Here is a 25553-nt window from a genome sequence, read left to right on the forward strand (position 1 = left end):
GAGAAACCATGGCACCCCGAACAATCACCCGGGCAGCGGTGGCCGGCCTCGCCGCCGTCGCCCTCCTTTTCTCCGCCGCCTGCGGCAGCGGCTTCGACGACTCCTCCGGCGACACCGCCCAGTCCAGCGGCCCGGCCAGCCTGCAGATCCTGATCGGCTCGTCCGGTGAGGCCGAGACCAAGGCCGTGCAGGACGCCGCCGCGAAGTGGGCCAGCAGCTCCGGCAACACCGCGACGGTCACCCCGGCGCAGGACCTCACCCAGCAGCTCGGTCAGGCCCTCGCCGGCGGCACCCCGCCGGACGTCTTCTACGTGGACGCGGCCCAGTTCGCCGACTACGCCAGCGTCGGCGCCCTCGAGCCGTACGGCGACAAGGTCAGCAACTCGGGCGACTTCTACGAGAGCCTGCGCACCACCTTCACGTACGACGGCAAGCTCTACTGCGCGCCCAAGGACTTCTCGACCCTGGCCCTGCAGATCAACACCGACCTGTGGACCAGGGCCGGGCTGACCGACGCCGACGTGCCGACGACCTGGGAGCAGCTCACCGCCGTCGCCCAGAAGATCAAGGCCAAGGGGCAGGTCCCGCTGGCCCTCGGTGACACCCGGGACCGGATCGGCGCCTTCATGGTGCAGAACGGCGGCTGGCTGGTGAGCAAGGACGGCAAGCAGCCCACCGCCGACACCCCGGAGAACCTCGCCGCCCTCCAGTACGTCAAGACCATGCTCAGCACCGGGCTGGCCAAGTACCCGAAGCAGCTCGACGCCGGCTGGTCCGGTGAGGCGTTCGGCAAGGGCAAGGCCGTCATGACCATCGAGGGCAACTGGATCAAGGGTGCTCTCCAGAACGACTTCCCGAACGTGAAGTACAAGGTCGTGGCGCTGCCGGCCGGCCCCAAGGGCCAGGGCACCCTCTCCTTCACCCAGTGCTGGGGCATCGCCGCGAAGAGCAAGTACAAGGATCAGGCGATCAAGTTCGTCGAGGCGATGACCAGCGGCGAGCAGCAGATGACCTTCGCGAAGGCGTTCGGCGTCATGCCGTCCCGCCAGTCGGCGCGCGACCAGTACACCGCCGCCTTCCCGGCGGACAAGGTGTTCATCGACGGTGCCGCGTACGCCCAGGGCCCGGTGAACGCCCCGAAGATGGACAGCGTCCTCAAGGACCTCGACACCGGTCTCCAGGGGCTGACCAACGGCGACCCGAAGACCGTGCTGCAGAACTTCGACAAGAACGCCAAGGCGGCGCTCGGCGGGAGCTGAGGTGATGGCGGGGGCCCCGGCGAGCATCGGGGCCCCCGCCGTACGTCGGCCGGAGAGAGGAAGGGAGGGAAGATGGCAACCGAGACACTGACCGCCGTAGCGACCGCGGGCGGGGGCGACCCCCGCCGACGCAGGGGCGGCATCCGGAGCAACGAGAACCTCGCCGGCTGGCTCTTCGTCGCACCAGTGATCGTCATTCTGGGGCTGTTCCTGCTGCTGCCCATCCTGATGGCGCTCTGGGTCAGCCTGACCGACTGGAACGGCCAGGGCAGCCCGTTCACCGGCGACGTCCCGTTGGTCGGCGCGCACAACTACACCCAGTTGTTCACCGAGGACGGGCTGGCCCGCCGCGACTTCATGACCAGCATCCGCAACAACATCTACTACGTGGCGATCGTGGTGCCGGCGCAGACCGTGCTCGCGCTCGGACTGGCGTTGGTCGTCAACAACCGGATGCTCAAGGGCAAGAGCTTCTTCCGCAGCGCCTTCTACTTCCCCTCGGTGACCAGTTCGGTCGCGATCAGCGTGGTGTTCCTGTTCCTCTTCGCCAACTCCGGCGCGGTGAACGCGCTGCTCGGTTTCCTCGGGATCGACGGCCCGGAGTGGTTCGCCGATTCCCGGGGCGTGCTGCACCTGCTGTTCGGCGCGGTCGGCGTCGACTCGCCACCGGCGGCACTGGCCGACGGCGGCCCGTTCGGGCTGACCTGGTGGGACTGGTTGGCCGGCCCGAGCGTGGCAATGATCTCGATCATCACGTTGGTCGTCTGGACCACCTCCGGCACCTTCATGCTGATGTTCCTGGCCGGGCTGCAGAACGTGCCGGTCACGCTGGACGAGGCGAGCACCCTCGACGGCGCGTCCCGGTGGCAGCGCTTCCGGTACGTCACCCTGCCGATGATCAGGCCCACCACCTTCCTGGTGCTCACCCTCGGCATGATCGGCTCCTGGCAGGTCTTCGACCAGGTGTACGTGATGAGCCAGGGCGACCCGGCCAAGACCACGCTCACCCCGGCGTACCTGTCGTACCGGACCGCCTTCCGGGACTTCGACTACGGCTCCGGCGCGGCGATCTCCTTCGTCCTGTTCCTGATCATCATCGTGCTCACCCTGATCCAGCGCCGGGCGCTGGCCGAGCGGGACTCCGACCGGCCGCGCCGCGGCTGGTGGCGTCGGCGCGTACCGGAAAGGTCCTGAGATGGCCGTGCTCACCGACCGCCCGGCGGCGGCGCCCGCGCGGCGTCAGCAGCGCGCCGCACGCACCCTGGCCACCCGCTTCCTGGGGTACGCCACGTTGGTCTTCTTCGGGCTGGTGTTCCTCTATCCGTTCGTCATCCAGATCGGCAACGCGCTCAAGACCGAGCCCGACGCGGCGGCGAACCCGCTGTCACCGTTTCCGGACCCGCTCACGCTGGCCGGCTTCGAACGGATCTTCGCCGGCACCAACTTCCCCCTGTGGCTGGGCAACTCGCTGCTGGTGACGGTGCTCGTCACCATCGGCCGGGTCTTCTTCGACTCGCTCGCCGGGTACGCGCTGGCCCGACTGCGGTTCCGCGGCCGTGGCGGGCTGTTCGCCGCCGTCATCGCGGTGATGGCGGTGCCCGGGGTGGTGCTGCTGATCCCGAAGTTCCTGGTCCTCAACCAGCTCGGCCTCTACAACAGCTACGCCGGGCTGGTGGTGCCGCTGCTGGCCGACGCGGCGGGCGTGTTCATCATGAAGCAGTTCTTCGAGTCGATCCCGGTGAGTGTCGAGGAGGCCGCCCGGATCGACGGGGCGAGCATCTTCCGCACCTTCTGGTCGGTGGTGCTGCCGATGGCGAAACCGGCGCTGATCACCCTCACCATCCTGTCGTTCCAGGGCTCCTGGAACGAGTTCCCGCACAGCCTGGTGTCGGTGCAGGACCCGGACCTGTTCACCCTGCCGCGGGGACTGGCCGACCTGGTCAGCGGCTCACTCGGCAAGGGCACCCAGTACCCGCTCAAGCTCGGCGCCGCGCTGCTGGCCACCATCCCGGTGGCGATCATCTTCGTGGTGTTCCAGCGGTACTTCGTCCGCGACGCCAACGACGGCTCGGACAAGGGCTGACCGGCCCGGTGTGGCGACCCGGCCGGGCCGCCACACCGGTTCACTCGGCCGGTACCTTCTCGGTCGGCACGCCCACGTGCAGGCGCACCTGGGGCACCAGCATGTCGTCGACGTCCAGCGCCCGGGCCGCGCCGTCGGGCTCCCACCCGGTGCTGGTGAGGAACTTGCGGGTCGCCTCGTCAGCGTCGAACGCCCAGGCCACCGCCCGACTCATCCCGTCCTCCCGCCACAGGTCGACGGTGGCCGCGAGCAGCCGGCTGCCGTGCCCCCGCCGGCCCCACCGCGGCTCCACCAGCAGATCGGTCACCGCCGCCACGTCCGAGCCGAGCGCGTCGGCCGGCTCACCCGGGGCCAACGCCTCGCCGTCGGCCGGGCCGGAGGCGGCGAACCCCACCAGATACGATTGCTCGGCCTGTTCGACGGCGACCAGCACCCGGTGCGCGCCCGAGGGCGGCTCCAGCACCGCGGCGCTCCACCGCCGGGCGAGAAACGCCTCGTCCAGGTTGTCGAGCACATGCCGAGGCAGGATCCGGCGGTACGCGACCCGCCAGGTCGCGAGCTGGATGCGTGCGATCTCGCCGGCGTCCTCGGGACGCGCCGGGCGGACGTACCCGAGAGCCATGGGACGGAAGCCTACGCAGGGCGAGGGAGACGACGGTGGCGCAGGGTGCCAACAGGACGACCGCGCAGGTCGTCGGGGTGGTGGTGCTCGCCGCGGCGGTCGCCGGGTTCCTCGCCGTCGCGGCCGTCCGGCACGGGTTCTTCGACCTGAAGGTCTACTACGGCGCGTTGACCTGGTGGGTGCACGACGGCGGGGAGATCTACGACTACCTCAAACCGGGCACCCAGTACGGCTTCACCTACCCGCCGTTCGCCGCGCTGGTCATGCTGCCGATGGCGTACCTGCCGTGGACGGCCGCGATCGTGGTGAGCGTGCTCGCCAGCGTGGCCACCACCACTGTGCTGATCTGGTGGCTGGTCGACCCGATCGCCCGCCGCTCCGGCTGGACCCGGTGGTTCGCCCTCGCCGTGGCGCTCTGCCTGGCCGCCGCGTTCGAACCGATGCGGGAGACGGTCAACTTCGGCCAGGTCAACACGCTGCTGCTCTTCCTGGTGGCGGTGGACCTGCTGCGGCTGCTGCCGGCCGGCAACCGGTGGACCGGGGTGGGCATCGGCCTCGCCACCGCGATCAAACTGACCCCTGGCGTGTTCATCGTCTACCTCCTGGTGACCGGGCGGTGGCGGGCGGCGCTCACCGCCAGCGGCACCGCCGCCGGGGTGTCACTGCTGGCCGCCGCGCTCTTCCCGGACGCGTCCCGGGAGTTCTGGACCGAGGCGCTGTGGAACACCGGGCGGGTGGGCGAGCTGGCCTTCGTCTCCAACCAGTCACTGCGCGGAGTGGTCGCCCGGCTCGACCCGGAGCACCCGAGCACCCTGCTGTGGCTGCTGCTGGTGCTCGGCACCCTGGCGCTCTGGGCCTGGCGGTCCCGGGCCGCCGTCGCGGCCGGCGACGAGGCGACCGGCCTGGCGCTGACCGGCGCGGTGATGTGCCTGGTCAGCCCGGTCACCTGGGTGCACCACCTGGTCTGGCTGCTGCCCGCGTTGATCCTGCTGGTCGACAACGCGATGGCCGCGCCGGCCGGCCGCCGGCGGCGGCGGGTTCTGCTGGTCGCCGCGACCATCGGGTACGCGCTGCTGATCAGCCGGACCGTCTGGCTCTGGGAGAAGGACTTCACCGGCGTCGACGGTTTCCTGGGCAGCAACGCCTACGTGTGGGTCAGTCTGGCGCTGCTGGCCTTCCTGCCGATCCGCCGGTGGCTGACCCCGAACGGGTCAGCGGTCGAGGCGTCCGGCGTACCGCAGCTCGACCAACCCGACCGGCGGGCCCCCACCGGCCAGCGGCACCTGGTAGGTCGACCGCTCACCGTCCGGTGACAGGCCGGCGCGCTCGCAGAACCGCCGGGCCCGCCGGTTGTCCGCCAGCACCCACGCCCGGTACCCGGCCCAGCCCCGCTGGGTGAGCCCGCTCCGGGCGGCTTCCAGCAGCGCCGCGGCCGTCCCGTCACCCCAGTGGGCCGGCTCCACGTAGAGCGCCACCACCTCGCCGACCGTCGGGTCCAGGTCGTTCCGGTCCTGGTTGCGGCGGTACGGCCCGAAGGTGGTGAAGCCCACGACCAACCCGTCCACCTCGCCGAGCAGGGTGGTGAACGGGTGTTCCGGATCGGCGGTGCCGACGTCGCGACGACGCTGCGCCCAGGCCACCACGTTGAGCCGTCCCAGCACCTCGTCCGGCATGAAGCCGGCATAGCCCGCCTGCCAGCCGTGCACGTGCACCCGGGCGACCGCCTCGGCGTCGTCCGGCTCCTCCCGACGGATGGTCAGCATTGCACCGTTCTATGCCCCGTTGGTCGTCACGTCCAGCTTCCCGCACCGGCGTCGTACCGATGAATTAAGGTCGCCGACGATGACCGCACCGGAATCACTCTCGCTCGCCCAGGCCCGCCGCGTGGCGCTCGCCGCCCAGGGCTTCGCCGACCCGGCGCCGACGGGCGTGCCCACCCGCCGGCACCTGCGTCGCGTGCTGGGCCGGGTCGGGCTGATCCAGATGGACTCGGTCAACGTGCTGCAACGCGCGCACTACCTGCCGCTCTACAGCCGGCTCGGGCCCTACCCGACCACGTTGCTCGACCAGGCCGCCTACCGGCGCCCGCGTGAGCTGTTCGAATACTGGGGCCATGAGGCGTCGCTGGTCCCGGTGGAGTTGCACCCGATGCTGCGCTGGCGGATGGCCCGCGCGCACAGCGAATCCTGGGGCGGCATGCGGCGGATCGCCCAGGAGCAACCGGAGCTGGTCGCCTGGGTCCGTGACGAGGTGGCTGCCCGGGGGCCGTTGACCGCCGCCGAGATCGAGCACGACGCGCCCCGGGAGACCGGCAACTGGGGGTGGAACTGGTCGGCGGTCAAGCGGGCGTTGGAGTTCCTGTTCTGGGCCGGGGAGGTGGTCGCCGCCGAGCGCAGCACCTCCTTCGCCCGCCGCTACGACCTGCCCGAGCGGGTGCTGCCCCCGGCGGTGCTGGCCGCGCCCACGCCAACCGACGCCGAGGCGTACCGGACGCTGGTGGCCCTCGCCGCGCGGTCCCTAGGGGTGGCCGCCGAGCCGGAGCTGCGCGACTACTTCCGGTTGCCGCTCGCCGGCGCCCGGCAGGCCGTCGCGGAGCTGGCCGAGGCCGGTGAGCTGGTGCCGGTCACTGTGCCGGGCTGGCGACAGCCGGCCTGGCTGCACACGTCCGCCCGGCTGCCCCGCTGGGTCCGGGGCAACACACTGGTCAGCCCCTTCGATCCGCTGATCTGGGAACGTGCCCGCACCGAGCGGCTGTTCGACTTCACCTACCGGATCGAGATCTACGTCCCGGCGCCACAACGGGTCTACGGCTACTACGTGTTGCCGTTCCTGCAGGGCGACCGGTTCACCGCCCGGGTCGATCTGAAGGCCGATCGCAAGGCCGGGGTGCTGCTGGTGCCGGCCGCCTGGCTCGAACCCGGCGCCGACCCGGGGGAGACCGCGGTCGCGCTCGCCGCCGAGCTGTACCGGCTCGCCGGCTGGCTCGGCCTGGACGCGGTCGCACCGCCGGCGGCCGGCGACCTGGCTGGTCCGCTCACCGCCGCGTTGGCCGGCGTGTCCGGTGTACCGTGAGCGCGTGACGAGCGCTCCCGGACCGGTCGACCAGCCGCATCCCGCCCCCGGCGCGGTCCACACGGCGCCGGCCGACGGTGCTGCCGGTGGCGCGGGTCCCGATGGCTTCGATCCCGGTCGAGCGGGTCCGGGTGGCCTTGGTCCCGGCGGCCTCGGTGCCGGCGGTTTCGGTCCCGGCGGCTCGGGTCCCGGCGGCTCGGGTCCGGAGGGCTGGCCGGCGACCCCGCCTGGTGGCTACCCGGCGCCTGAGCCGGACCGGCTGACCCGGTTCGTGTTGCGGCTCTACGAACGTTCCCCGCGCTGGGCGGTGCCGCTGGCCGCGGTCGGCTGTGTTGCCATCGGCATGAGCTACGCGCTGCTCAGCAACCCGACCTACGCCGACCCGGACGCCGCACCCACCTGTCTGCTCAAGTTGACCACCGGGCTGGACTGCCCGGGCTGTGGTGGCACCCGCGCGCTCTGGTACGTGCTGCACGGCGACCTGCCGGCCGCCGCCCGGCACCACTTCCTGTTCGTCTTCGCACTGCCGTTCCTCGCGTACCTCTTCGTGGCCTGGGCCGGAAGTCAGGCGTTTGGTTGGCGACTGCCCGAGCTGCGGATCAGCTCCAAGGTCATCGGCGGTTTCCTGGCCGCGTGGCTGGCCTTCTCGGTGCTGCGCAACCTGCCCTGGGCGCCGTTCACCTCGCTCTACGTCTGACCGCGCCACCGCCGGACGCGCCGCCGCCCGCCGCGCCGCCGCGCTGCCGCCGGTCCTGCCGCCGCCCGCCGCGCCGCCGCCGGTCCTGCCGCTCCCCGACGGGCCGGTGCCCGGATGCGACCGGCGGGCGGGATACGGGGCTCGGCCGGCATGCGCTGTTCGGGCGTCCTTTGGAGCTGATTCGCTTACGTCATCACGGGCCCTCCGGCGCCCACCACCCATGATCGACTCGGCATCCAGGAAACCGGGCCATCCATCCGACCCGGACACCCCGACTTTCAGGAACCCGAGTCGATCACCCCACTGGGTAGCCGCGCACCCGCGTCCGCGGCGCACAAAGGCCGACGCGTCTCGCTCCAAGATCATGCTCGATCCCGGATGTAGTGGGGTCGGGCGCGACGGATGCCACTACATCCATGATGTTGCGCGATCTTGCGATCGGAAGCGGCTGCCGGGCCGCTCGGGTCGCTCGGGCCGCTCGGGCCGCCGGGCCGCCGGGCCGCCGGGCCGCCGGGCCGCTCGGGCCGCCGGGCCGCCGGGCCGCTCGGGCCGCCGGGCCGCTCGGGCCGCTCGGGTCGCGCTCGGGCCGCTCGGCTCGTTCGGGTCGCTCGGCTCGTTCGGGTCGCGCTCGGCTCGTTCGGGTCGCTTAGGCGCTTGGGCTCCTGGGCGGCGCTCGGGCCTCAGTCGTCGGCTTGTGCGGCCCATCCGCCGGGGCTGATGTCGCCAACGATTCAGCTCCAAAGGGCGCCGATGGAACTGTCCGCCCTGGCCCCGGCCTCGACCCCGGACCCCGGAGACCTCGGACCTAGACCTCGAACCTGGACCTCGGACCCGGACCTCGGACCCTGGACCCTGGACCCGGACCCGGGACCTCGGACCAACAGCAGGGCATCGGCGGGTTTGCCGCTACCTGAGTGATCGACATTGCACGGGGCGCGCCTGAGTTGGGCTGGGCGGCAACCCACCACTAAAGTCCCAGGAATGCCGGACATGGTGCAGCCCCAGGTCAAGTTGATCGCGTGGACCCAATTCGCGGCCCCGGACGACGTGCCGTGGTCGACCGACGCGGAGGGCGGCCAGGCGCTCGCCGAGTTCGCCGGTCGGGCCTGCTACCAGTCGTGGAAGAAGCCGAATCCGGCGACCGCCACCAACGCCGGCTACCTGGCGCACATCCTCGAGGTCGGGCACCTCTCGGTGCTGGAGCACGGGTCGGTCACCTTCTACTTCACCGGGGTGTCCCGCTCCTTCACCCACGAGCTGATCCGGCACCGGCACTTCTCGTACTCCCAGCTGTCGCAGCGCTACGTCCCGGAGCGGGACGCGGCCATGGTCGAGCCGGCTGTCATCGCCGACGACCCGGAGCTTCACAAGAAGTTCGTGGAGGCCGCCGAGGCGAGCGTTCGGGCGTACACCGAGTTGCTGGAGGGCCTCGAGCAGCGCTTCTCCGACGAGCCCAACCCGACGCTGCGCCGCAAGCAGGCCCGGCAGGCGGCCCGCGCGGTGCTGCCCAACGCCACCGAGACCCGGATCGTGGTCTCCGGCAACTACCGGGCGTGGCGGCACTTCGTCGCGATGCGGGCCACCGAGCACGCCGATGTGGAGATCCGTGAGCTGGCCGTGGAGTGCCTGCGCCAGCTCCAGGGGGTCGCCCCGAACGTGTTCGCCGACTTCGTGATCTCCACGCTGCCGGACGGCACCGAAGTGGCGGCCAGCCCGCACGAGGCGTCCTGAGCCCTTCCCCGGCAGGCCCCGGCTGGTCGTCCGCTAGGTTGGAGGGTATGACGCACGACCACCTCGACGCCGCGGCCCGACCGGCGTCCCGCCCCTTCGGCCGGCTGCTCACAGCCATGGTGAGCCCGTTCACCCCCGACGGTTCCCTCGATCTCGACGGCGCCGCCCGGCTGGCGAGCCACCTGGTCGACGAGCAGGGCAACGACGCTCTGGTGGTCAATGGCACCACCGGCGAGTCGCCGACCACCACCGACGCGGAGAAGGAACACCTGATCCGGGCCGTGGTGGAGGCCGTCGGTGACCGCGCCAAGGTGGTCGCGGGCGTCGGCACCAACGACACCCGGCACACCATCGAGCTGGCCGCCGCCGCCGAGAAGGCGGGTGCGCACGGCCTGCTGGTGGTCACCCCGTACTACAACAAGCCGCCGCAGAGCGGGTTGCTGCGACACTTCACCGCGGTGGCCGACGCCACCGGCCTGCCGGTGATGCTGTACGACATTCCGCACCGCTCCGGCGTGCCGATCGACACCGAGACGTTGGTCCGGCTCGCCGAACACGGGCGGATCGTCGCGGTCAAGGACGCCAAGGGCGACCTGACCGCCACCAGCTGGGTCACCAGCCGGACCACCCTCGCCTTCTACAGCGGCGAGGACGCCCTCACCCTGCCGGCGCTGGCCGTCGGATGCGTGGGCGTGGTCGGCACCTCGACGCACTTCACCGGGGCGCTGACCGCACAGATGATCGAGGCGTACGACGCGGGGGACATGCCGACCGCGCTGGCCCTGCACCGACGGCTGCTGCCGCTGTTCACCGGCATCTTCCGCACCCAGGGCACCATCCTGGTGAAGGCGGGCCTGGCGTCGCTGGGCCTGCCGGCCGGCCCGGTGCGACCCCCGCTCGTGGACGCCACCGACGACGAGATCGCCCAGCTGCGCGCGGACTTCGCGGCAGCGGGCCTGGAGTTGCCCGAATGAACGAACGACACGATGGACGTCGAGTAACGGCGTCGCAGAATGAGGTGGACGCGTGACCGAGGCGCACATCGAGGCGGAACTACCCCCGCCGCTACCGGAAGGTGGCCTGCGGATCATCCCGCTCGGCGGGCTCGGCGCCATCGGTCGGAACATGACCGTCTTCGAGTACGACGGCAAGTTGCTGATCGTCGACTGCGGGGTGTTGTTCCCCGACGTCGAGCAGCCGGGTGTGGACCTGATCCTGCCCGACTTCGGTCCGATCCTGGACCGGCTGGCCGACGTCCAGGCGATCGTGCTGACGCACGGTCACGAGGATCACATCGGCGCGGTGCCGTACCTGCTCGCCCACAAGCCCGACATCCCGCTGGTCGGCTCACAGTTCACCCTCGCCCTGGTCGAGGCGAAGTTGGCCGAGCGGCGGATCCAGCCGTACACGCTGACCGTGCGGGAGGGCGGCCGCGAGCGGCTCGGCCCGTTCGAGTGTGAGTTCTTCGCGGTCAACCACTCGATCCCGGACGCCCTCGCGGTGGCCATCCGTACCCCCGCCGGCCTGGTGCTGCACACCGGCGACTTCAAGATGGACCAGCTGCCGCTGGACGGCCGGATCACCGACCTGGCCGGTTTCGCCCGGCTCGGCGCCGAAGGCGTCGACCTGCTGCTGTCCGACTCCACCAACGCGGAGATCCCCGGCTTCGTCACCCCGGAGCGGGAGATCGGGCCGGTGCTCGACTCGATCTTCGCGAAGGCCAAGGGTCGGATCATCGTGGCCTCGTTCGCCTCGCACGTGCACCGCGTGCAGCAGGTCTTCGACTCCGCCGCCGAGCACGGCCGCAAGGTCGCGCTGATCGGTCGCTCCATGGTCCGCAACATGGGCATCGCCCGGGACCTCGGCCTGCTCAACATCCCGGCCGGCCTGGTCATCAGCATCGACGAGGCGACCACTCTGCCGCCGGACGAGATTGTGCTGATGTCCACCGGTTCCCAGGGTGAGCCGATGAGCGCGCTGGGCCGGATGGCCAGCGGCGACCACCGGCACATCACCATCGCCCCCGGCGACACCGTCGTGCTGGCCTCCTCGCTGGTGCCCGGCAACGAGACCTCGGTCTACCGGGTGATCAACCGGCTCGCCCGGGCCGGCGCGGTGGTCGTGCACAAGGACGTGGCGAAGGTGCACGTCTCCGGGCACGCCCCCGCCGGGGAGCTGCTCTACCTGCTCAACGTGGTCCGGCCCAGCAACCTGATGCCGGTGCATGGCGAGTGGCGTCACCTGCGCGCCCACGCCCGGCTCGGCATCGAGTCCGGGGTCGCCGCCGACCGGGTGGTGATCTGCGAGGACGGCGACGTGGTCGACCTGGTCGAGGGCCGCGCCACCCTGGTCGGGCACGTGAAGAGCCGGTACGTCTACGTGGACGGCCTCGCCGTCGGTGACGTCAGCGAGTCGCTGCTCACCGAGCGGCGGATCCTCGGCGACGGCGGCTTCATCGCCACCACCGTGGTAGTGGACTCGGTCACCGGCAAGGTGGTCGCCGGCCCGACGCTCTCCGCGAAGGGTTTCTCCGAGGACCCGGAGGCGTTCAACCCGGTGGTTCCGCTGGTCACCGAGGCGCTCAACCGGGCCGCGGCGGACGGCATCACGGACCCGCACCAGCTTCAGCAGATCGTCCGGCGGACCGTGGGGCGGTGGGTCAACGACAAGTACCGTCGTCGGCCGATGATCGTTCCCACCGTCGTCGAGGTCTGACCGCACGCGTCACGACGCCCGCCCGCACCTCGTGTGCGGGCGGGCGTCGCCGTATCACGATCGGGCTCGCCGTTGCGGGTCAGTCGCGCTGGAGCCGGCGTCGCAGCAGCAGCAGTCCGCCGCCGAGGGTCAGCAGTGACACGCCGATCAGGCCGTACGCGACGGTGGTCGTGCCGGTGCGCGGCAGTTCCGTTGCCTCCGGGGCGGGCGTGGCTGGTGGCGTGGCCGGTGGCGTGGTCGGGTCGGCCGGTGGCGCGGTGGTGGCCCCGCCGCCCCCGGATCCGCCGCCGGTCAGCCGGAGCGTCACCGAGGTGTCCCGGTTGGTGTACCGGTTGGTGGGCGCGAGCCAGAGCCGAACGCTCGTCGTGCCGCCAGTGGCCGCCACCCGTACGTCGAAGCTGTCCGTGGCGCCGTTCGCGAGGCGGCGTTCGCGCAGGATCTCGCAGCCCACACCGTTCATCCGGCCGCTGTCGGAGCACCCCGGTGCGGTCACCCGCACCCCGTCCGGGGTGGCGACGTTCAACGAGTACCCGCCGATGTCGAACGTGCCGGTGTTCGTGACCCGTACCCGGAGGGTCGCGGTACCGTGCACGACCGGGCCGGCGGTGGCCCGTAGCCGCAGTGTGGTGCGGTCCGGCCAGTTGATCCGGAAGTCGGTGGGTCGGTCGGCGCGGCCAGTGGCGTCCTGACCGGCAACGGAACCCCACTCGGTCGCCCCGAAGACCGGCTGCGCGGCCGATGAGGTCACCGTCAGGCGGTACGTCCGGTCGCCCCCGGCGGGCAGTTCCGCGCCGCCGCAGACCCAGGTCCTCGTCGCACCGTCGCCGGCCCGGCAGTCGCCGCCCGCGGTCAGGTCGGCATCCGGTGGCAGGCGGAGCACGAAGAAGCCCTTCGCCGCTGTCCCACCCTCGTTGACGACCTTGACCTCCAGCGGGCCCGACGGGTGCCACGGGTCGCCGCCGAGGAAGACGATGTCGCCTCGGGCCAGGATCGTGGGCGCGGCGCTCCCGGCCGTCGTGCTCGGCGAGACGGTCGGCCTCGCAGCGGCGGCACCGGCAACGGTCGGGGTGGCCAGGGCGGACAGGGCGAGCACGGCGGCACCGAGAATGCCGGACCGGAGCGGGCGGTTCATGACGACTCCCGAGGGGTTGCGGTGGGCTGACGGCGATATCACCCCAGTGCCGTACTCCCGGTTGCGAGCTGTCGGATGTCGTGCAGTCGCGCGGCGACTGCAACCGTTGGGGCCCCCGGCGAATCAGGGCAGCGCGGCGACGGCCTCGGCGTACGCGACGCCGGTGGCGATGGCGGCGTCCATGAGGACCCGCAGCTGCGCCGGGGCGACCCCGTGCGCCAGGTCGGTGGCCACGTCGCCGGCCAGCACCAACTCGTCGCCGAGGTCGTGCGCGTACGCCTTGGGCAGCAGCCGGTCGTGGTTCCACGCGTTGCAGAAGGCGTACGCCTCGGCGCGGCGGGCAGCCGGCAGCCGGCGGTTGGCCATGGCGCGGGCGTGCAGCACCTCACCGCGCTCACCGGCCCGCCGGAACTGGATCACCGCGCCCTCCCAGTGGCCGACCACGGTCTCGCCCTCGTCCACCAGGTACCGGTCGCCACGCCCGTCCAGGATCGCGGCGATCATGCCGAGGGAGAGGGCCGACAACTCGCGTTCGCCCAGCTCGGCATCGGCGTCGGGCCGGTCGGTGTCGGGCTCGTCGAGGTCGTCAGGTTCGTCGTCGGTGGGCAGCGGAACCGGCGCCGGGAGGGGACGCTCGGCCAGCCAGGCGGCCATCCGTCCGGAGTGGTGCCCGGTGCCGTTGCGCGCGTCGAAGCTGCCGGCCAACTCGTTGGCCACCCCGAGCAGCAGCGCCCCGAGCGCGGCGACGTCCAACTCGGTGGCCGTCCGCTCGCCATACGCCGGCCGGGGCATCGTCCGACCGCCCAGCCCGGCATCGGCGGCCAGCCCGCAGACCAGGGCCCCGGCGGCGGCGAACTCCATGGCGGCGAGATCGTCGGTCGGCTGGTCCAACCGGGGCAGCTGCTCGGCCAGAATGGCCAGCCCGCGCTCCAGGTGCCCGCCCAGCGCGCAGAACCGCAGGTGCGCGGCGAGGTGCGGGAACGCCGCGCGCTCCCGCCGGTGCCGGCGGTACGCCCGCACGTGCGCCGTCGCCGCCCGCGCCGGCTCGCCGGTGCGCAGTGCCGGCAGCAGACCGGCGACCAGGTCCCGCTCGGGCTGGTCGGTGCAGGACTGCGGGTCGCCGTCGGATTCCGCGAGCTCGGTGACCGCGGCATTCCACTCGCCCCAGCCGGCCAGCAGCTCGGCACGCCGGGCCGAGGCGCAGCCCGGGCAGCCGCCGGCCGGGCCGGGCCGCCTTCCGGACCACCGTTCGTACCAGTGCCGGGCGGTGGGCTCGTCGCCCAGGTGATCGGCGATCCGGCAGTGCAGCTCCGCGACGGTCGGTGTGTCCGGACCGTCCGCGCCGACGCGGTGGGCCAGGTCGTGCAGCAGGGAGCGGGTCTGGTCCAGCCCGACCCGGGGGGTGCCGAGCAGCGCCTCCACCGCGTACCGCTGGTAGCGCAGCAGCAGCCCGGTCTCCGTCTCGGTGAGCAGGTCGGGTCGGTGGTCGGCGGCGGCCCGGCACCGCCGGACCGGCTCGACCAGACGCCACCGCTCCCCGTGCAGCAGGTACGCCTCGATCAGCGCGAACCGCGCGTCCATCCCGGACCGGACGTCGCCGGCCGCGTCGGCGCGCTCGGCGAGCCGTTCCAGGGCCACCTGCCGGGCCGGGCCGTCGGGGAGGTCCCGGGCCTCGGCGAGCGCGGCCTCCAGCGCCGGTACGCGCTCCCGCGCCAGGCGGTCACCGGAGCCGGTCGGTGGGGTGCCGGTGCGGCTGCCGGTGAACTCGTCCCGGCCGGTCACGACGGCACCGCGCCGGGCAGTCGACGGACCGCCACGGCCAGCTGGCAGCCGGTGGAGATGCCGCAGTCGAGCAGTTGGTCGAGCTGGTGTGGGGTCACGCCGCGTTCCAGGTCGGTGATCACCTCTCCGTACACCCGGGCCCGACCGTCGTCGTCGACGTGCACGAACGCCTTCGGCCAGAGCCGGTCGTGGTTCCAGGAGTTGCAGAACGCGTACAGGTCGGGCACCCGTTCGATGCCGAAGGTCGGATCGACCATGGTGCGGATCTGGAGCAGCTCTCCGTCCCCGCCGACGCGGAGGAACCAGATCAGGTTGTCGTCGAAGTGGCCCACCAGCTCGCCGTCCGGGGTCGGGTCGACGGACCGGCCGCGGGCAGCGAGCACCGCGGCGACCAGTTCGCCGGTCAGCGGACGCAGGGCGCCAGGGTGCCCGGCCAGCGGATCGTCCGGATCGCCTTCGATTTCCGGCGACGCCATGGGGCATCCCTTCTGAGGCGGATATCACGGCCGGCGGTGGGGTTCGTGTTACGACGCGCGGACACGACCCGGAAAAGCGGGGATCTGCCCGGCCCCACCGTTACCGTGACTCTATGGCGGGCCGTACCTCTCAGGCGAGCCGGCGGCGCGGCGCGTCGCCGCGCGGTGGCACCAACAGTCGTGCCCGTCAACCGGCGAAGAAGGCCACCCGGGCGCCGGTCCGGCGTCGCACCACGCCGGCCCGGCCCGGCCCGGCGGTCTACGTCGGCCGTGCGGTCGGTGCACTGTGGATGGGGTTGGCGCACGGGATGGGCTGGGCGGTGCGCGCCGCTGGCCGGCAGGCCGCCTCGGCCCGTGACCTCGACCCGGAGCACCGCCGGGACGGCGCCGGGCTGCTCATGTTCGGGCTCGCCCTGCTCTCCGCAGTGGCACTCTGGCTGTCCGGCGCGGGGCCGGTGGGCGCGCGACTGGCCGACACGATCCGGCTGTTCCTGGGCGCGATCTCGGTGGTCGTCCCGGTGCTGCTGATGATCGGGGCGTGGCGGCTGATGCGTCAGCCGGCCGATCCGGAGCACCGGGGTCGTGGGCTGATCGGCTGGGGTTCGCTGCTGGTGTCGACCGCCGCGCTGCTCCAGATCGGTCAGGACCCGGCCGACCCGCTGGAGCGTGACTTCGCCGGCGGTCTGGTCGGTGCGGGCGTCGGTGGGCTGCTGGAGCGGGCCGTCACCGCCTGGGTGGCGGTGCCGCTGCTCGTCCTGCTGCTGCTCTTCGGCCTGCTCGTGGTGACCGCGACGCCGATCAACAAGATCCCCGAGCGGCTGGGTCTGCTCGCCGGTGGGTTGGTCGGCGCACCGGAAGCCGACGAGGAGGCGGACGAGGCGGCCGCCAAGCCCGCGCGCAAGCGACCGGCGAAGCGGATGCCCGCGCCACTGGACCCGGACGACTTCGAGGACCTGGACGGCGCGGACCTCCAGGAGACCATGGTGCTGCCGCGCAAGTCTCCGGCGAAGGTGCCGGGGAGCCGCAAGCCGTCGGTCGAGCCGCCGGAGCACTCACCCGCCCCGACCCGGGCAGAGCAGCTCGCGTTGACCGGGCTGGCCGGGGACTACACCCTGCCGCCGGCCAACATGCTCAGCGCGGGGGCCGCCGCGAAGACCCGTAGCAAGGCCAACGACGAGGTGATCGCCGCGCTGACCGGCGTGTTCGACCAGTTCGATGTGGACGCCGCGGTCACCGGCTTCACCCGTGGCCCGACCGTCACCCGCTACGAGGTGGAGCTGGGGCACGGCGTCAAGGTCGAGCGGATCACCCAGCTGTCCCGCAACATCGCGTACGCGGTGAAGTCACCGGACGTACGGATCCTCAGTCCGATCCCGGGCAAGAGCGCCGTCGGCGTGGAGATCCCGAACACCGACCCGGAGAACGTGGCCCTCGGCGACGTGCTGCGCTCGCGCGCGGCCACCAGCGATCACCACCCGATGGTGGTCGCGCTCGGCAAGGACATCGAGGGCGGCTACGTGGTGGCCAACCTCGCCAAGATGCCGCACATTTTGATCGCCGGCGCCACCGGCGCGGGCAAGTCGAGCTGTCTCAACACCCTGCTGGTGTCCATCCTCACCCGGGCCACCCCGGACGAGGTGCGGCTGCTGCTGATCGACCCGAAGAGGGTCGAGATGACCGGCTACGAGGGCATCCCCCACCTGGTCACCCCGATCGTGACCAACGCGAAGAAGGCGGCCGACTCGCTGGACTGGGTGGTCCGCGAGATGGACATGCGGTACGACGACCTCGCCGCCAACGGGGTCCGGCACATCGACGACTTCAACCGCAAGGTCCGCAACGGCGAGATCAAGGCGCCGCCGGGCAGCGAACGCGAGATGCGGCCGTACCCGTACCTGTTGGTGATCGTGGACGAGCTGGCCGACCTGATGATGGTCGCGCCGCGCGACGTGGAGGACTCGGTCGTCCGGATCACCCAGCTGGCTCGTGCCGCCGGCATCCACCTGGTACTGGCCACCCAGCGCCCCTCGGTCGACGTGGTGACCGGTCTGATCAAGGCGAACGTGCCGTCCCGACTGGCGTTCGCCACCTCCTCCCTCGCCGATTCCCGGGTCATCCTCGACCAGCCGGGCGCGGAGAAGCTGCTCGGCCGTGGTGACGGGCTCTTCCTGCCGATGGGCGCCTCCAAGCCGGTCCGGATCCAGGGCGCCTGGGTCACCGAGCGCGAGATCGCCGACGTGGTGAAGTTCTGCAAGGACCAGCGTGAGCCGGAGTTCCGCAAGGATGTGCTGGCCCCGGCGCAGGAGAGCAAGAAGAAGATCGACGAGGACATCGGCGACGACCTGGACCTGTTGGTGCAGGCGGTGGAGCTGGTGGTCACCTCGCAGTTCGGCTCGACCTCGATGCTGCAACGCAAGCTGCGGGTCGGTTTCGCCAAGGCGGGCCGCCTGATGGACCTGATGGAGACCCGGGGAGTGGTCGGGCCGTCCGAGGGGTCGAAGGCGCGCGACGTGCTGGTCAAGCCGGACGAGCTGGACGAGGTCCTGGTCGGCCTGCGCGGCGACGTGGACTGACCGGCCGTCGACCCCGGACGCACGACGGGCCCGCCGGAATCCGGCGGGCCCGTGACGTGGGGGAGCGGTCAGTTGTTGATCAGCGCGGCGAAGACCACCAGACCGAGGATCGCGGCGACGACGCTGGCCGCGGCGGCGTACCAACCCAGCGGCTTGTCACCGAGCACCGCGCCGACGACGCCCGCGATGACGCCGAGCACGCCGAAGATGATCGGGTTGAGCAGCAGGGCCAGGACCGCGAAGACGAAGCCCACGATGGTGATGATGCGGGCGGCGTTGCTGCGGGGACGAACGGTGCTCGGCATGTCGGCCATGTCTTCCTCCGGTTTGAGAGCCTGTCGTGACGGATCGATCACTACCCACTGTGGGCGCTGGCCACGCCTGCCGACGGGGCAACTCAGTGGAAGATCTTGAGACCGATCACGCCGGCGACCACCAGCAGGAGACAGAGGATCCGGGGGAGGCTCGCCGACTCGCCGAGCGCCAGCATTCCGACCAGCGCGGTGCCGACCGCGCCGATGCCGACCCAGACCGCGTAGCCGGTGCCAACGGGGATGTCCCGGAGCGCGTACGACAGCCCGGCCATGCTCAGGAGCAGGGTCACCACGAACACCACGGACGGGATCAGCCGACTGAAACCGGCGCTACGGTCCAGGGCGATCGCCCAGGCCGTCTCCAGCAGTCCCGAGATCACCAGTACGAGCCAGGCCATCGTTCACCTCACCGGAAAGCGCCCGGGCTGCCGCGCCGGGACGAGTCGAGTCTGCACGTCACGCGGGGCGTCTTGGCCTGACCGGGTACGCCCACCACTCGTCCGGAGCGGCCACGAACATCCGGCCACCGTTGCCGACGCTAGCACCGACCCGGTGGCGGGGCGGTGACCACCGCCACGGTCCGTTGACCTCCACCTGACTTCAACTTGCAGTATCGCCAGCATGACCATGCTCTACGCCGACCCCGAGGTCGCCGCCGCGCTGGACGCCGCCACCACGGTCGACGCCATGCGCGCCGCCCTCCTGGCCGCGTACGAGGGACGCCTGATCGCGCCGCCCCGGGCCGCCGCGCCGCTGAGCGGCGGGCGGATGGTGCTCACCGCCGGGCACCTGGTCGGCGAGTGGTACGGCTTCCGCTCGTACGACACCTTCGGCCACCCGCAGGGTGAGCAGTTGGTGGTGCTGCACGATGCCCGGACCGGGGCGATCCGGGCGGTCGCGGTCGGCGAGGAGCTGGGCTCCCGTCGTACCGGAGGGTTGGGGGGCCTCGCGGTCGACGCGCTGGCCCGTCCCGACGCCGCCACCCTCGGGGTGATCGGCTCCGGCCGGCAGGCGTGGACCCAGGTCTGGGCCGCCGCCGCGGTCCGCCCGTTGCGCGAGGTGGTGGTGCACAGCCGGTCCGCCGCTCGCCGGGAGGCCTTCGCCGCCCGGGTCCGTGCCGAACTGGGCGTGCCGGCCCGCGCGGTGGCCGACCCGGGCTCGGCCGTCGCCGGGCGGGACCTGGTGGTGCTGGCGACCACCAGCCCGACCCCGGTGCTCTGCGCCGCCGACCTCAGCCCCGGCACGCACGTCAACGCGGTCGGCTTCAAGCAGCGCGACCGCAGCGAGTTCGACACCGACCTGTTGGACGCCGCCGACCTGCTGGTCACCGATTCGCCGGCCCAGGCGGCGGACTACCGACCGCCGATGCTCGCGGCCACGCCCCCGTACGCCGGGCGGTTGCGCGACCTGGGCGGCATCCTGGCCGGCGCGGTCCCCGGCCGGACCACCGCGGACCAGATCTCCGTCTTCTGCTCCACCGGCCTGGCCGGCACCGAGGTGTTCCTGCTCGACGCGCTGACCCGGGTTGGCGCCGAGGCGCGCTGATCGGAATGACGTTCGCCTCCGTGTCGACCGTCTCCGCAGCCCGCGTGCGTGGGCTTACCCGGCCGGCCCGGTACCCTCGGATGGTGTCTGCCACCTCTCCTTCTCCCGCTGACCACGCCGAGGGCCGTCGCGTCGCCCTGCTGACCCTGGGCTGTGCCCGCAACGAGGTCGACTCGGAGGAGCTGGCCGCCCGCCTGCACGCCGACGGCTGGCAGGTGACCACCGACGGCGAGGGCGCCGACGTGGTGGTCGTCAACACCTGCGGTTTCGTGGAGAAGGCCAAGCAGGACTCGATCCAGACCCTGCTCGCCGCCGCCGGAACGGGCGCCAAGGTGGTCGCCGCTGGCTGCATGGCCGAGCGGTACGGCCGGGAGCTGGCCGACAGCCTGCCCGAGGCGCAGGCGGTGCTGAGCTTCGACGACTACCCCGACATCGCCGCCCGGCTGAACGCCGTCGTCGCCGGCGAGCAGATCACTGCGCACACCCCACGGGACCGGCGCGAGCTGCTGCCGCTGACCCCGGTGCAGCGCCGCGACAGCGGGGTGTCGCTGCCCGGCCACGGCACGGTGACCCGCACCGTCGTCGACACCGACGAGCACACCCCGGCGCACCTGCGCCAGGTGCTGCGCCGACGGCTCGACACCGGCCCGGTGGCCTCGCTCAAGCTGGCCAGCGGCTGCGACCGCCGCTGCGCGTTCTGTGCCATCCCGGCCTTCCGGGGGGCCTTCGTCTCGCGTACCCCGGACGAGCTGCTCGCCGAGGCGGAATGGCTGGCCAAGACCGGCGTACGGGAGCTGGTGCTGGTCAGCGAGAACTCCACCTCGTACGGCAAGGACCTGGGTGACCCACGCGCCCTGGAGAAGCTGCTGCCGCAGCTCGCCGCGGTGACCGGCATCGTCCGGGTGCGGGCCAGCTACCTTCAGCCGGCCGAGACCCGGCCCGGGCTGGTCGAGGCGATCGCCACCACCCCGGGCGTGGCACCGTACTTCGACCTGTCGTTCCAGCACTCCAGCGAGCCGGTGCTGCGCCGGATGCGGCGTTTCGGCTCCACCGACCGGTTCCTTGAGCTGCTGGCCAGTGCACGCGCCCTGGCCCCGGACGCGGGCGCCCGGAGCAACTTCATCGTCGGCTTCCCCGGCGAGACCCGCGCCGACGTCGACGAGCTGGTCCGGTTCCTGACCGAGGCCCGGCTCGACGCGATCGGCATGTTCGACTACAGCGACGAGGACGGCACCGAGGCCGCCGGTCTACCCGGCAAGGTCTCCGCCGCGACGATCAAGCGGCGCTACGACCGGCTCAGCGCCCTCGCCGACGAGCTCTGCTCGCAGCGGGCCGAGGACCGGCTCGGCTCGACCGTCGAGGTGCTGGTCGACTCGATCGAGGACGGCGTGGTGGAGGGCCGGGCGGCCCACCAGGCGCCGGAGGTGGACGGTTCCACCACCCTGGTCGCCCCGGTCGAGGGCGGGGTCGACCTGGCCGCGCTGCGCCCGGGCGATCTGGTGCGTGCAACGGTGACCGGCACCGAAGGGGTGGACCTGCTCGCTGTGCCGGATGAGATGATCTCGGCGGCGCCCGGCGCGGCACGGTGACGGCGGGCCCGAGCGGAGCGGGGGACCCAGGTGGTGTGGTGCCGGGAACGCCACGGCGGCCCGAGCGGGGTGCGGCGGTGACCGGGGCGACGGAGTCGACGCCGGGCCGGGTGGTGGCCGTGGTGCCCGTCGTCAACGCGGCCAACGCGCTGACCGCCCTGCGGCTGGTGCTGGTGCCGGTCTTCGGCGCCTCGGTGATCATGTCCGGGATGACCCACGCCGGCTGGCGGATGGCGGCCTGCCTGATCTTCGCGGTGGCCTCGGCGACCGACCTGGTGGACGGCTGGATCGCCCGCCGCTTCGGGCTGGTCACCTCGGTCGGCAAGGTTGCCGATCCGATCGCCGACAAGGCGCTCACCGGCGCGGCGCTGGTGCTGCTCTCCTGGTACGACCAACTGCCCTGGTGGGTGACCGCGCTGATCCTCGTCCGCGAGCTGGGCATCACCGGGCTGCGGTTCTGGGTGATCCGGCACGGCGTGATCGCCGCCAGCCGAGGCGGCAAGGTCAAGACCGCGCTCCAGATCCTCGCCATCGCCTGGTACCTCTGGCCGATGCCGGCAGCGCTCGCCACCGTCGGCCCCTGGATCATGGCCGCCGCCGTCCTGGTCACGGTCGCCACCGGCTTCGACTACATAGCCCAAGCCCTCCGCCTACGCCGCCCCCGCTAACCCTGCCCTCCCCCTTCGGCCCTTCGGCCCCCTCCCGCAGTTGATCATGAGGTTATTGCCAGTCGAGGCGGCGTGTCGTGACGCTAACTTCATGATCGACACGGTTGGGTCGGGGTCGGGGTTGGGGGCAGTTGGGTTGGGGTCTTGTGGGTGGGGAAGGACTGGTTCGTGCGACGGCGGGTGGGGTGTCGGTGAACGGTGGCGGAGCGGACGGTGCTGGGGTGAGTGGTGCTGAGGCGGACGGTGCCGACGTGGGCAGTGCGGCGGCCGGGGTCGTGCACCGGCTGGCCGAGCGGCACGAGACCCTGGCCACCGTCGAATCGCTCACCGGTGGGTCGCTGGCCGCTTCGATCGTGAACATCGCCGGGGTCAGCGGGGTCTACCGGGGTGGCCTCGTGGTCTACGCCACCGAGTTGAAGGCGACCCTGGCTGGCGTACCGGATGACCTGCTGTCCGAGCGAGGCCCGGTGGACCCGGAGGTGGCAGCGGCGCTCGCCGAGGGCGGCCGGCAGCGGTGCGGCGCGGACTGGGGGCTGGCCACCACCGGGGTCGCCGGCCCGGAGCCGCAGGACGGGAAACCCGTGGGCCTGGTCTACGTCGCGGTCGCCGGCCCGAACGGCGGCGAGGTCCGCCAGCTCGACCTGGGCGGCGGGCGGGACCACGTCCGCGCGGAGGCGGTGGTCGAGGCGCTGCGGTTGCTCGCCGAGCGGCTCGCAGCCGCGACGTCGTGAACGCCAGGGCCGAATCGGTCAGAGCCACCCAAGCCGACGCCACACGGGCGGCGGCGCGCCCCGGTGAGCCCGTCCCGGCGAACCGACGGGCGGGGCGGGATGTCGCCCGGGCCCGCAACGGGTACGGTTGCGGGAAGGCTCCGACGTTCGGGGTCGGCGCGGTCCGCCGCGGCCGGCTGCCCAGCGGCGGGCGCGAGGTATCCCTCAGGGGGAGGTGCGATGATCCTGCTACGCCGGGTGATCGGTGACGCACTGCGAGCGCGCCGGCAGGGCCAGCAGCGCACGCTGCGTGAGGTTTCCACCGCCGCCAACGTCAGCCTCGGCTACCTCTCCGAGATCGAGCGCGGGCACAAGGAACCGTCGAGCGAGCTGCTCGCCGCGATCTGCGACGCCCTCGGCGCCCGCCTCTCCGAGCTGCTGCGCGAGGTGAGCGACACCGTGGCGCTCGCCGAGCAGATGCCCGGGGTGCTCGTCTCGATGCAGGACGAGCCGGCCGACGCCGCAGCCAAGAGCACCAACCGGGGTGTTCGTCAGGTCACCTCCGACGGCAAGGTCGCTGTCTCGGTCCGCCAGGACTCGCCGCTCAAGGCCACCCTGCGCAGCACCCGGGTCCGCCCGACCGAGCGCGACCGGGACGTGGTTTGCGCGGCCTGAGCCGCCGAACATTGACCATGGGCGGGCTGGCCCCGGCCGCGTAGGGTTGCTCGCAGGAGCCGCCGGTGCTGTCGACCGCCCGGTACGGATGCCTCGTTGGCGTTCTGCTGGGACGATGGAGACCGGCCGGTCACGGTCGGTCGGTTCAACCGGCCCGGCCGTGGTGGAGCGACGCTACTGAGGGGATACCACGGAGATGGCGAACCCGTTCGTCAAGGGTTGGAACTACCTGATGGCACTCTTCGGTGCGAAGATCGACGAGCATGCCGATCCCAAGGTGCAGATCCAGCAGGCCATCGAGGATGCCCAGCGGCAGCACCAGGCGCTGGTTCAGCAGGCTGCCGCGGTGATCGGCAACCAGCGTCAGCTGGAGATGAAGCTGTCCCGGCAGATGTCCGAGGTCGAGCGGTTGCAGGGCAACGCCCGGCAGTCCCTGGTGCTCTCCGACCAGGCTCGGGCCAAGGGCGACGAGGCCGAGGCGGTGCGGTTCGAGCAGACCGCGCAGACGCTGGCCAGCCAGCTCGTCTCCGCCGAGCAGGCCACCGAGGACCTGAAGACCCTGCATGACCAGGCGCTGGGCGCCGCCGCCCAGGCCCGCCGAGCGGTCGAGAACAATTCGATGATCCTCCAGCAGAAGCTCGCCGAGCGCACCAAGCTGCTCAGTCAGCTGGAGCAGGCCAAGATGCAGGAGACGGTGGCCCGCTCGCTGGAGTCGATGTCGTCGTTGACCGCGCCCACCAACACCCCGTCGTTGGACGAGGTGCGCGACCGCATCGAGCGGCGGTACGCCAACGCGATGGGTCGCGCCGAACTGGCCGGCAACTCCGTCGAGGGCCGTATGTTGGAAATTCAGAAGGCCACGATCGACTCGGCCGGCTCCGCCCGGTTGGAGCAGATCCGGTCCAGCATGGCGGGGGAGCAGCTCGGCGGCGCTGCCCAGCGACCGGCTGTGCCGCAGGCCGAGAAGGCCGGCCCGGCCAACGACCCGACGGCCGCCGCCCGACTGGACGAGCTGCGCGCCAGCATGGCTCGCGAGCGGGGCACCGGCGACCCGACCGCCGCCGGCTGAACGACCGGATCGAGGGGGTCACTGTGGCAGACGAGCGGACACGGTACTTCCGGAGGCTGGGTCGGCTTCGCCGGTCGGCCCGACGGTGGAGTGTGCTGGCCGGTGGGCTCGGTGGCGCGGCGGTGGTGCTGACTCCGTACGCCGGCCTTGGTCTGCCCGACGCGGCCTGGGCCGGCGCCGCGGGCAGTGCGGTGGCGCTCGCCGCCTGGCGCTGGATCGACGTGCGCGCCCTGGCCGCCCAGCCGGCGCCCCCCGCCCTCGACCCGGCCGAGGCGGCGGCCCGGTCGCGGGCCCGGTTGATCGCCGCCGTCGAGCGGCTGCCGGTCGGCCCGGGCGTGCTGGCCGAGGTGCGCCGAGTCCGCTCCCGGATCGCGCTGCGCGGCACCAGCGCCGGCGAGCAGTGGGCCCGACTGGACCGGGCGGCGCTCACCCTGGCCGGGATGGCCCCCCGGCTCACCGGGCTGGCCGAGCCGGCGGTGCTGGAGGCCGCCGCCGCCGACCGCTCGCTGCGCGACCTGGCCGCCCGGGTGGCCAGCGTCGAACGCGCCCTGCGGCTGGCACCGGCCGACGCCCGGCCGCCGCTGGCCGAGGCGCACGCCGCGCTGACCGCTCAACTGGAGGGCGGGGTGGCGGCGTACGAACGACTGGTGGTCGCCGCCGCCGGCTACCTGGCCGAGGACGCCCGACCGGAGACCGCCCACCCGGCGGCCGACCGGCTCACCGAGGCGACCGACCTGCTGCACGGGGTCGCCGGGGCCCTGGCCGAGCTGCGGGCCGTCGGCACCCCGCTGCGCGCCCCGACGCGCTGACGGCGCACGCCCCGAGAGGGCGCGCGCCGACG

At 72.4% G+C, this 25553-nt stretch carries 24 protein-coding genes and 1 riboswitch; of the genes, 17 read left to right on the forward strand and 7 right to left on the reverse strand.

Annotation, left to right across the window (positions count from 1 at the left end; translation table 11 throughout):
- Positions 1–8 precede the first annotated feature (8 nt).
- The 3 genes from ACQRWP_RS02025 to ACQRWP_RS02035 all read left to right on the forward strand — a co-directional run bounded on the left by ACQRWP_RS02025 (position 9) and on the right by ACQRWP_RS02035 (position 3342).
- Positions 9–1259: a sugar ABC transporter substrate-binding protein gene (locus ACQRWP_RS02025; RefSeq protein ID WP_430500546.1), complete on the forward strand. Its 1251-nt coding sequence runs from the start codon at positions 9–11 to the stop codon at positions 1257–1259.
- A 72-nt stretch (positions 1260–1331) separates the two neighbouring features.
- Positions 1332–2453: a carbohydrate ABC transporter permease gene (locus ACQRWP_RS02030; protein ID WP_430500547.1), complete on the forward strand. Its 1122-nt coding sequence runs from the start codon at positions 1332–1334 to the stop codon at positions 2451–2453.
- A 1-nt stretch (position 2454) separates the two neighbouring features.
- Positions 2455–3342, forward strand: coding sequence for a carbohydrate ABC transporter permease (locus ACQRWP_RS02035; RefSeq protein ID WP_091400413.1), 888 nt, complete (start codon positions 2455–2457; stop codon positions 3340–3342).
- A 40-nt stretch (positions 3343–3382) separates the two neighbouring features.
- Here ACQRWP_RS02035 and ACQRWP_RS02040 read toward each other — a convergent pair whose 3' ends face one another.
- Entirely contained in the window at positions 3383–3964 is a 582-nt protein-coding gene (locus ACQRWP_RS02040; protein WP_410820793.1) for a GNAT family N-acetyltransferase, read from the reverse strand.
- Positions 3965–3999: 35 nt separating this feature from the next.
- Here ACQRWP_RS02040 and ACQRWP_RS02045 point away from each other — a divergent pair, with 35 nt between their 5' ends.
- Positions 4000–5277: a glycosyltransferase 87 family protein gene (locus tag ACQRWP_RS02045; RefSeq protein ID WP_430500548.1), complete on the forward strand. Its 1278-nt coding sequence runs from the start codon at positions 4000–4002 to the stop codon at positions 5275–5277.
- Here ACQRWP_RS02045 and ACQRWP_RS02050 read toward each other — a convergent pair.
- Positions 5176–5727 (reverse strand): N-acetyltransferase family protein, encoded by a 552-nt coding sequence (locus ACQRWP_RS02050; protein WP_430500549.1) that lies wholly within the window; start codon positions 5725–5727, stop codon positions 5176–5178. The two genes, ACQRWP_RS02045 and ACQRWP_RS02050, sit on opposite strands and share 102 nt — an antisense overlap.
- A gap of 79 nt (positions 5728–5806) precedes the next feature.
- On the opposite strand from ACQRWP_RS02050, the gene ACQRWP_RS02055 reads away from it, so the two are divergent.
- The 5 genes from ACQRWP_RS02055 to ACQRWP_RS02075 all read left to right on the forward strand — a co-directional run bounded on the left by ACQRWP_RS02055 (position 5807) and on the right by ACQRWP_RS02075 (position 12179).
- Positions 5807–7036: a winged helix-turn-helix domain-containing protein gene (locus ACQRWP_RS02055; RefSeq protein WP_430500550.1), complete on the forward strand. Its 1230-nt coding sequence runs from the start codon at positions 5807–5809 to the stop codon at positions 7034–7036.
- 4 nt (positions 7037–7040) lie between these two features.
- Entirely contained in the window at positions 7041–7733 is a 693-nt protein-coding gene (locus tag ACQRWP_RS02060; RefSeq protein ID WP_430500551.1) for a DUF2752 domain-containing protein, read from the forward strand.
- A 990-nt stretch (positions 7734–8723) separates the two neighbouring features.
- Positions 8724–9464, forward strand: coding sequence for an FAD-dependent thymidylate synthase (gene thyX / locus ACQRWP_RS02065; RefSeq protein ID WP_030336847.1), 741 nt, complete (start codon positions 8724–8726; stop codon positions 9462–9464).
- Positions 9465–9511: 47 nt separating this feature from the next.
- The gene (dapA, locus tag ACQRWP_RS02070; protein ID WP_330440207.1) at positions 9512–10438 is read left to right on the forward strand and encodes a 4-hydroxy-tetrahydrodipicolinate synthase; all 927 of its coding nucleotides are present in this window, start codon (positions 9512–9514) and stop codon (positions 10436–10438) included.
- 52 nt (positions 10439–10490) lie between these two features.
- A complete protein-coding gene (locus ACQRWP_RS02075) occupies positions 10491–12179 on the forward strand; it encodes a ribonuclease J (protein ID WP_124816796.1) in 1689 nt (562 codons plus the stop codon).
- Between the two features lie 79 nt (positions 12180–12258).
- Here the strand turns inward: ACQRWP_RS02075 and ACQRWP_RS02080 are convergent, their stop codons facing one another.
- From ACQRWP_RS02080 to ACQRWP_RS02090, 3 genes are all read right to left on the reverse strand, one after another.
- On the reverse strand, positions 12259–13311 hold the full coding sequence (locus ACQRWP_RS02080; RefSeq protein WP_430500552.1) for an LPXTG cell wall anchor domain-containing protein: 1053 nt from the start codon (positions 13309–13311) through the stop codon (positions 12259–12261).
- 123 nt (positions 13312–13434) lie between these two features.
- The gene (locus ACQRWP_RS02085) at positions 13435–15093 is read right to left on the reverse strand and encodes a YbjN domain-containing protein (RefSeq protein ID WP_430500553.1); all 1659 of its coding nucleotides are present in this window, start codon (positions 15091–15093) and stop codon (positions 13435–13437) included.
- Positions 15090–15569, reverse strand: coding sequence for a YbjN domain-containing protein (locus ACQRWP_RS02090; protein WP_430500554.1), 480 nt, complete (start codon positions 15567–15569; stop codon positions 15090–15092). The genes ACQRWP_RS02085 and ACQRWP_RS02090 overlap by 4 nt, the downstream gene beginning before the upstream one ends.
- A gap of 113 nt (positions 15570–15682) precedes the next feature.
- Here ACQRWP_RS02090 and ACQRWP_RS02095 point away from each other — a divergent pair, with 113 nt between their 5' ends.
- Complete coding sequence (locus ACQRWP_RS02095) at positions 15683–18142, forward strand: DNA translocase FtsK 4TM domain-containing protein (RefSeq protein WP_430500555.1); 2460 nt, start codon at positions 15683–15685, stop codon at positions 18140–18142.
- A 68-nt stretch (positions 18143–18210) separates the two neighbouring features.
- Here the strand turns inward: ACQRWP_RS02095 and ACQRWP_RS02100 are convergent, their stop codons facing one another.
- Both ACQRWP_RS02100 and sugE read right to left on the reverse strand, forming a co-directional pair.
- Positions 18211–18456: a hypothetical protein gene (locus ACQRWP_RS02100; protein WP_091400441.1), complete on the reverse strand. Its 246-nt coding sequence runs from the start codon at positions 18454–18456 to the stop codon at positions 18211–18213.
- 83 nt (positions 18457–18539) lie between these two features.
- A complete protein-coding gene (gene sugE, locus ACQRWP_RS02105) occupies positions 18540–18854 on the reverse strand; it encodes a quaternary ammonium compound efflux SMR transporter SugE (RefSeq protein ID WP_091400443.1) in 315 nt (104 codons plus the stop codon).
- Between the two features lie 61 nt (positions 18855–18915).
- Positions 18916–18986: riboswitch (guanidine-III (ykkC-III) riboswitch) on the reverse strand.
- 91 nt (positions 18987–19077) lie between these two features.
- Between sugE and ACQRWP_RS02110 the strand changes: the two genes are divergently transcribed.
- From ACQRWP_RS02110 to pspM, 7 genes are all read left to right on the forward strand, one after another.
- Positions 19078–20001 carry an ornithine cyclodeaminase family protein gene (locus ACQRWP_RS02110; protein WP_430500556.1) on the forward strand — a complete coding sequence of 308 codons (924 nt, stop codon included), beginning with the start codon at positions 19078–19080 and terminating at the stop codon, positions 19999–20001.
- An 80-nt stretch (positions 20002–20081) separates the two neighbouring features.
- Positions 20082–21590, forward strand: a complete 1509-nt coding sequence (gene rimO / locus ACQRWP_RS02115; RefSeq protein WP_354941969.1) for a 30S ribosomal protein S12 methylthiotransferase RimO — start codon at positions 20082–20084, stop codon at positions 21588–21590.
- Positions 21591–21667: 77 nt separating this feature from the next.
- Positions 21668–22258 carry a CDP-diacylglycerol--glycerol-3-phosphate 3-phosphatidyltransferase gene (pgsA, locus tag ACQRWP_RS02120; protein ID WP_357362565.1) on the forward strand — a complete coding sequence of 197 codons (591 nt, stop codon included), beginning with the start codon at positions 21668–21670 and terminating at the stop codon, positions 22256–22258.
- 221 nt (positions 22259–22479) lie between these two features.
- A complete protein-coding gene (locus tag ACQRWP_RS02125; protein WP_430500557.1) occupies positions 22480–22989 on the forward strand; it encodes a CinA family protein in 510 nt (169 codons plus the stop codon).
- 219 nt (positions 22990–23208) lie between these two features.
- On the forward strand, positions 23209–23643 hold the full coding sequence (locus tag ACQRWP_RS02130) for a helix-turn-helix domain-containing protein (RefSeq protein ID WP_091400451.1): 435 nt from the start codon (positions 23209–23211) through the stop codon (positions 23641–23643).
- 196 nt (positions 23644–23839) lie between these two features.
- Complete coding sequence (locus tag ACQRWP_RS02135; protein ID WP_430500558.1) at positions 23840–24712, forward strand: PspA/IM30 family protein; 873 nt, start codon at positions 23840–23842, stop codon at positions 24710–24712.
- Between the two features lie 23 nt (positions 24713–24735).
- Complete coding sequence (gene pspM / locus ACQRWP_RS02140) at positions 24736–25521, forward strand: phage shock envelope stress response protein PspM (protein WP_425696933.1); 786 nt, start codon at positions 24736–24738, stop codon at positions 25519–25521.
- Positions 25522–25553 lie beyond the last annotated feature (32 nt).

Source organism: Micromonospora trifolii, assembly GCF_050516465.1.
In the GTDB taxonomy this organism is placed as follows: Bacteria; Actinomycetota; Actinomycetes; order Mycobacteriales; family Micromonosporaceae; genus Micromonospora; species Micromonospora trifolii.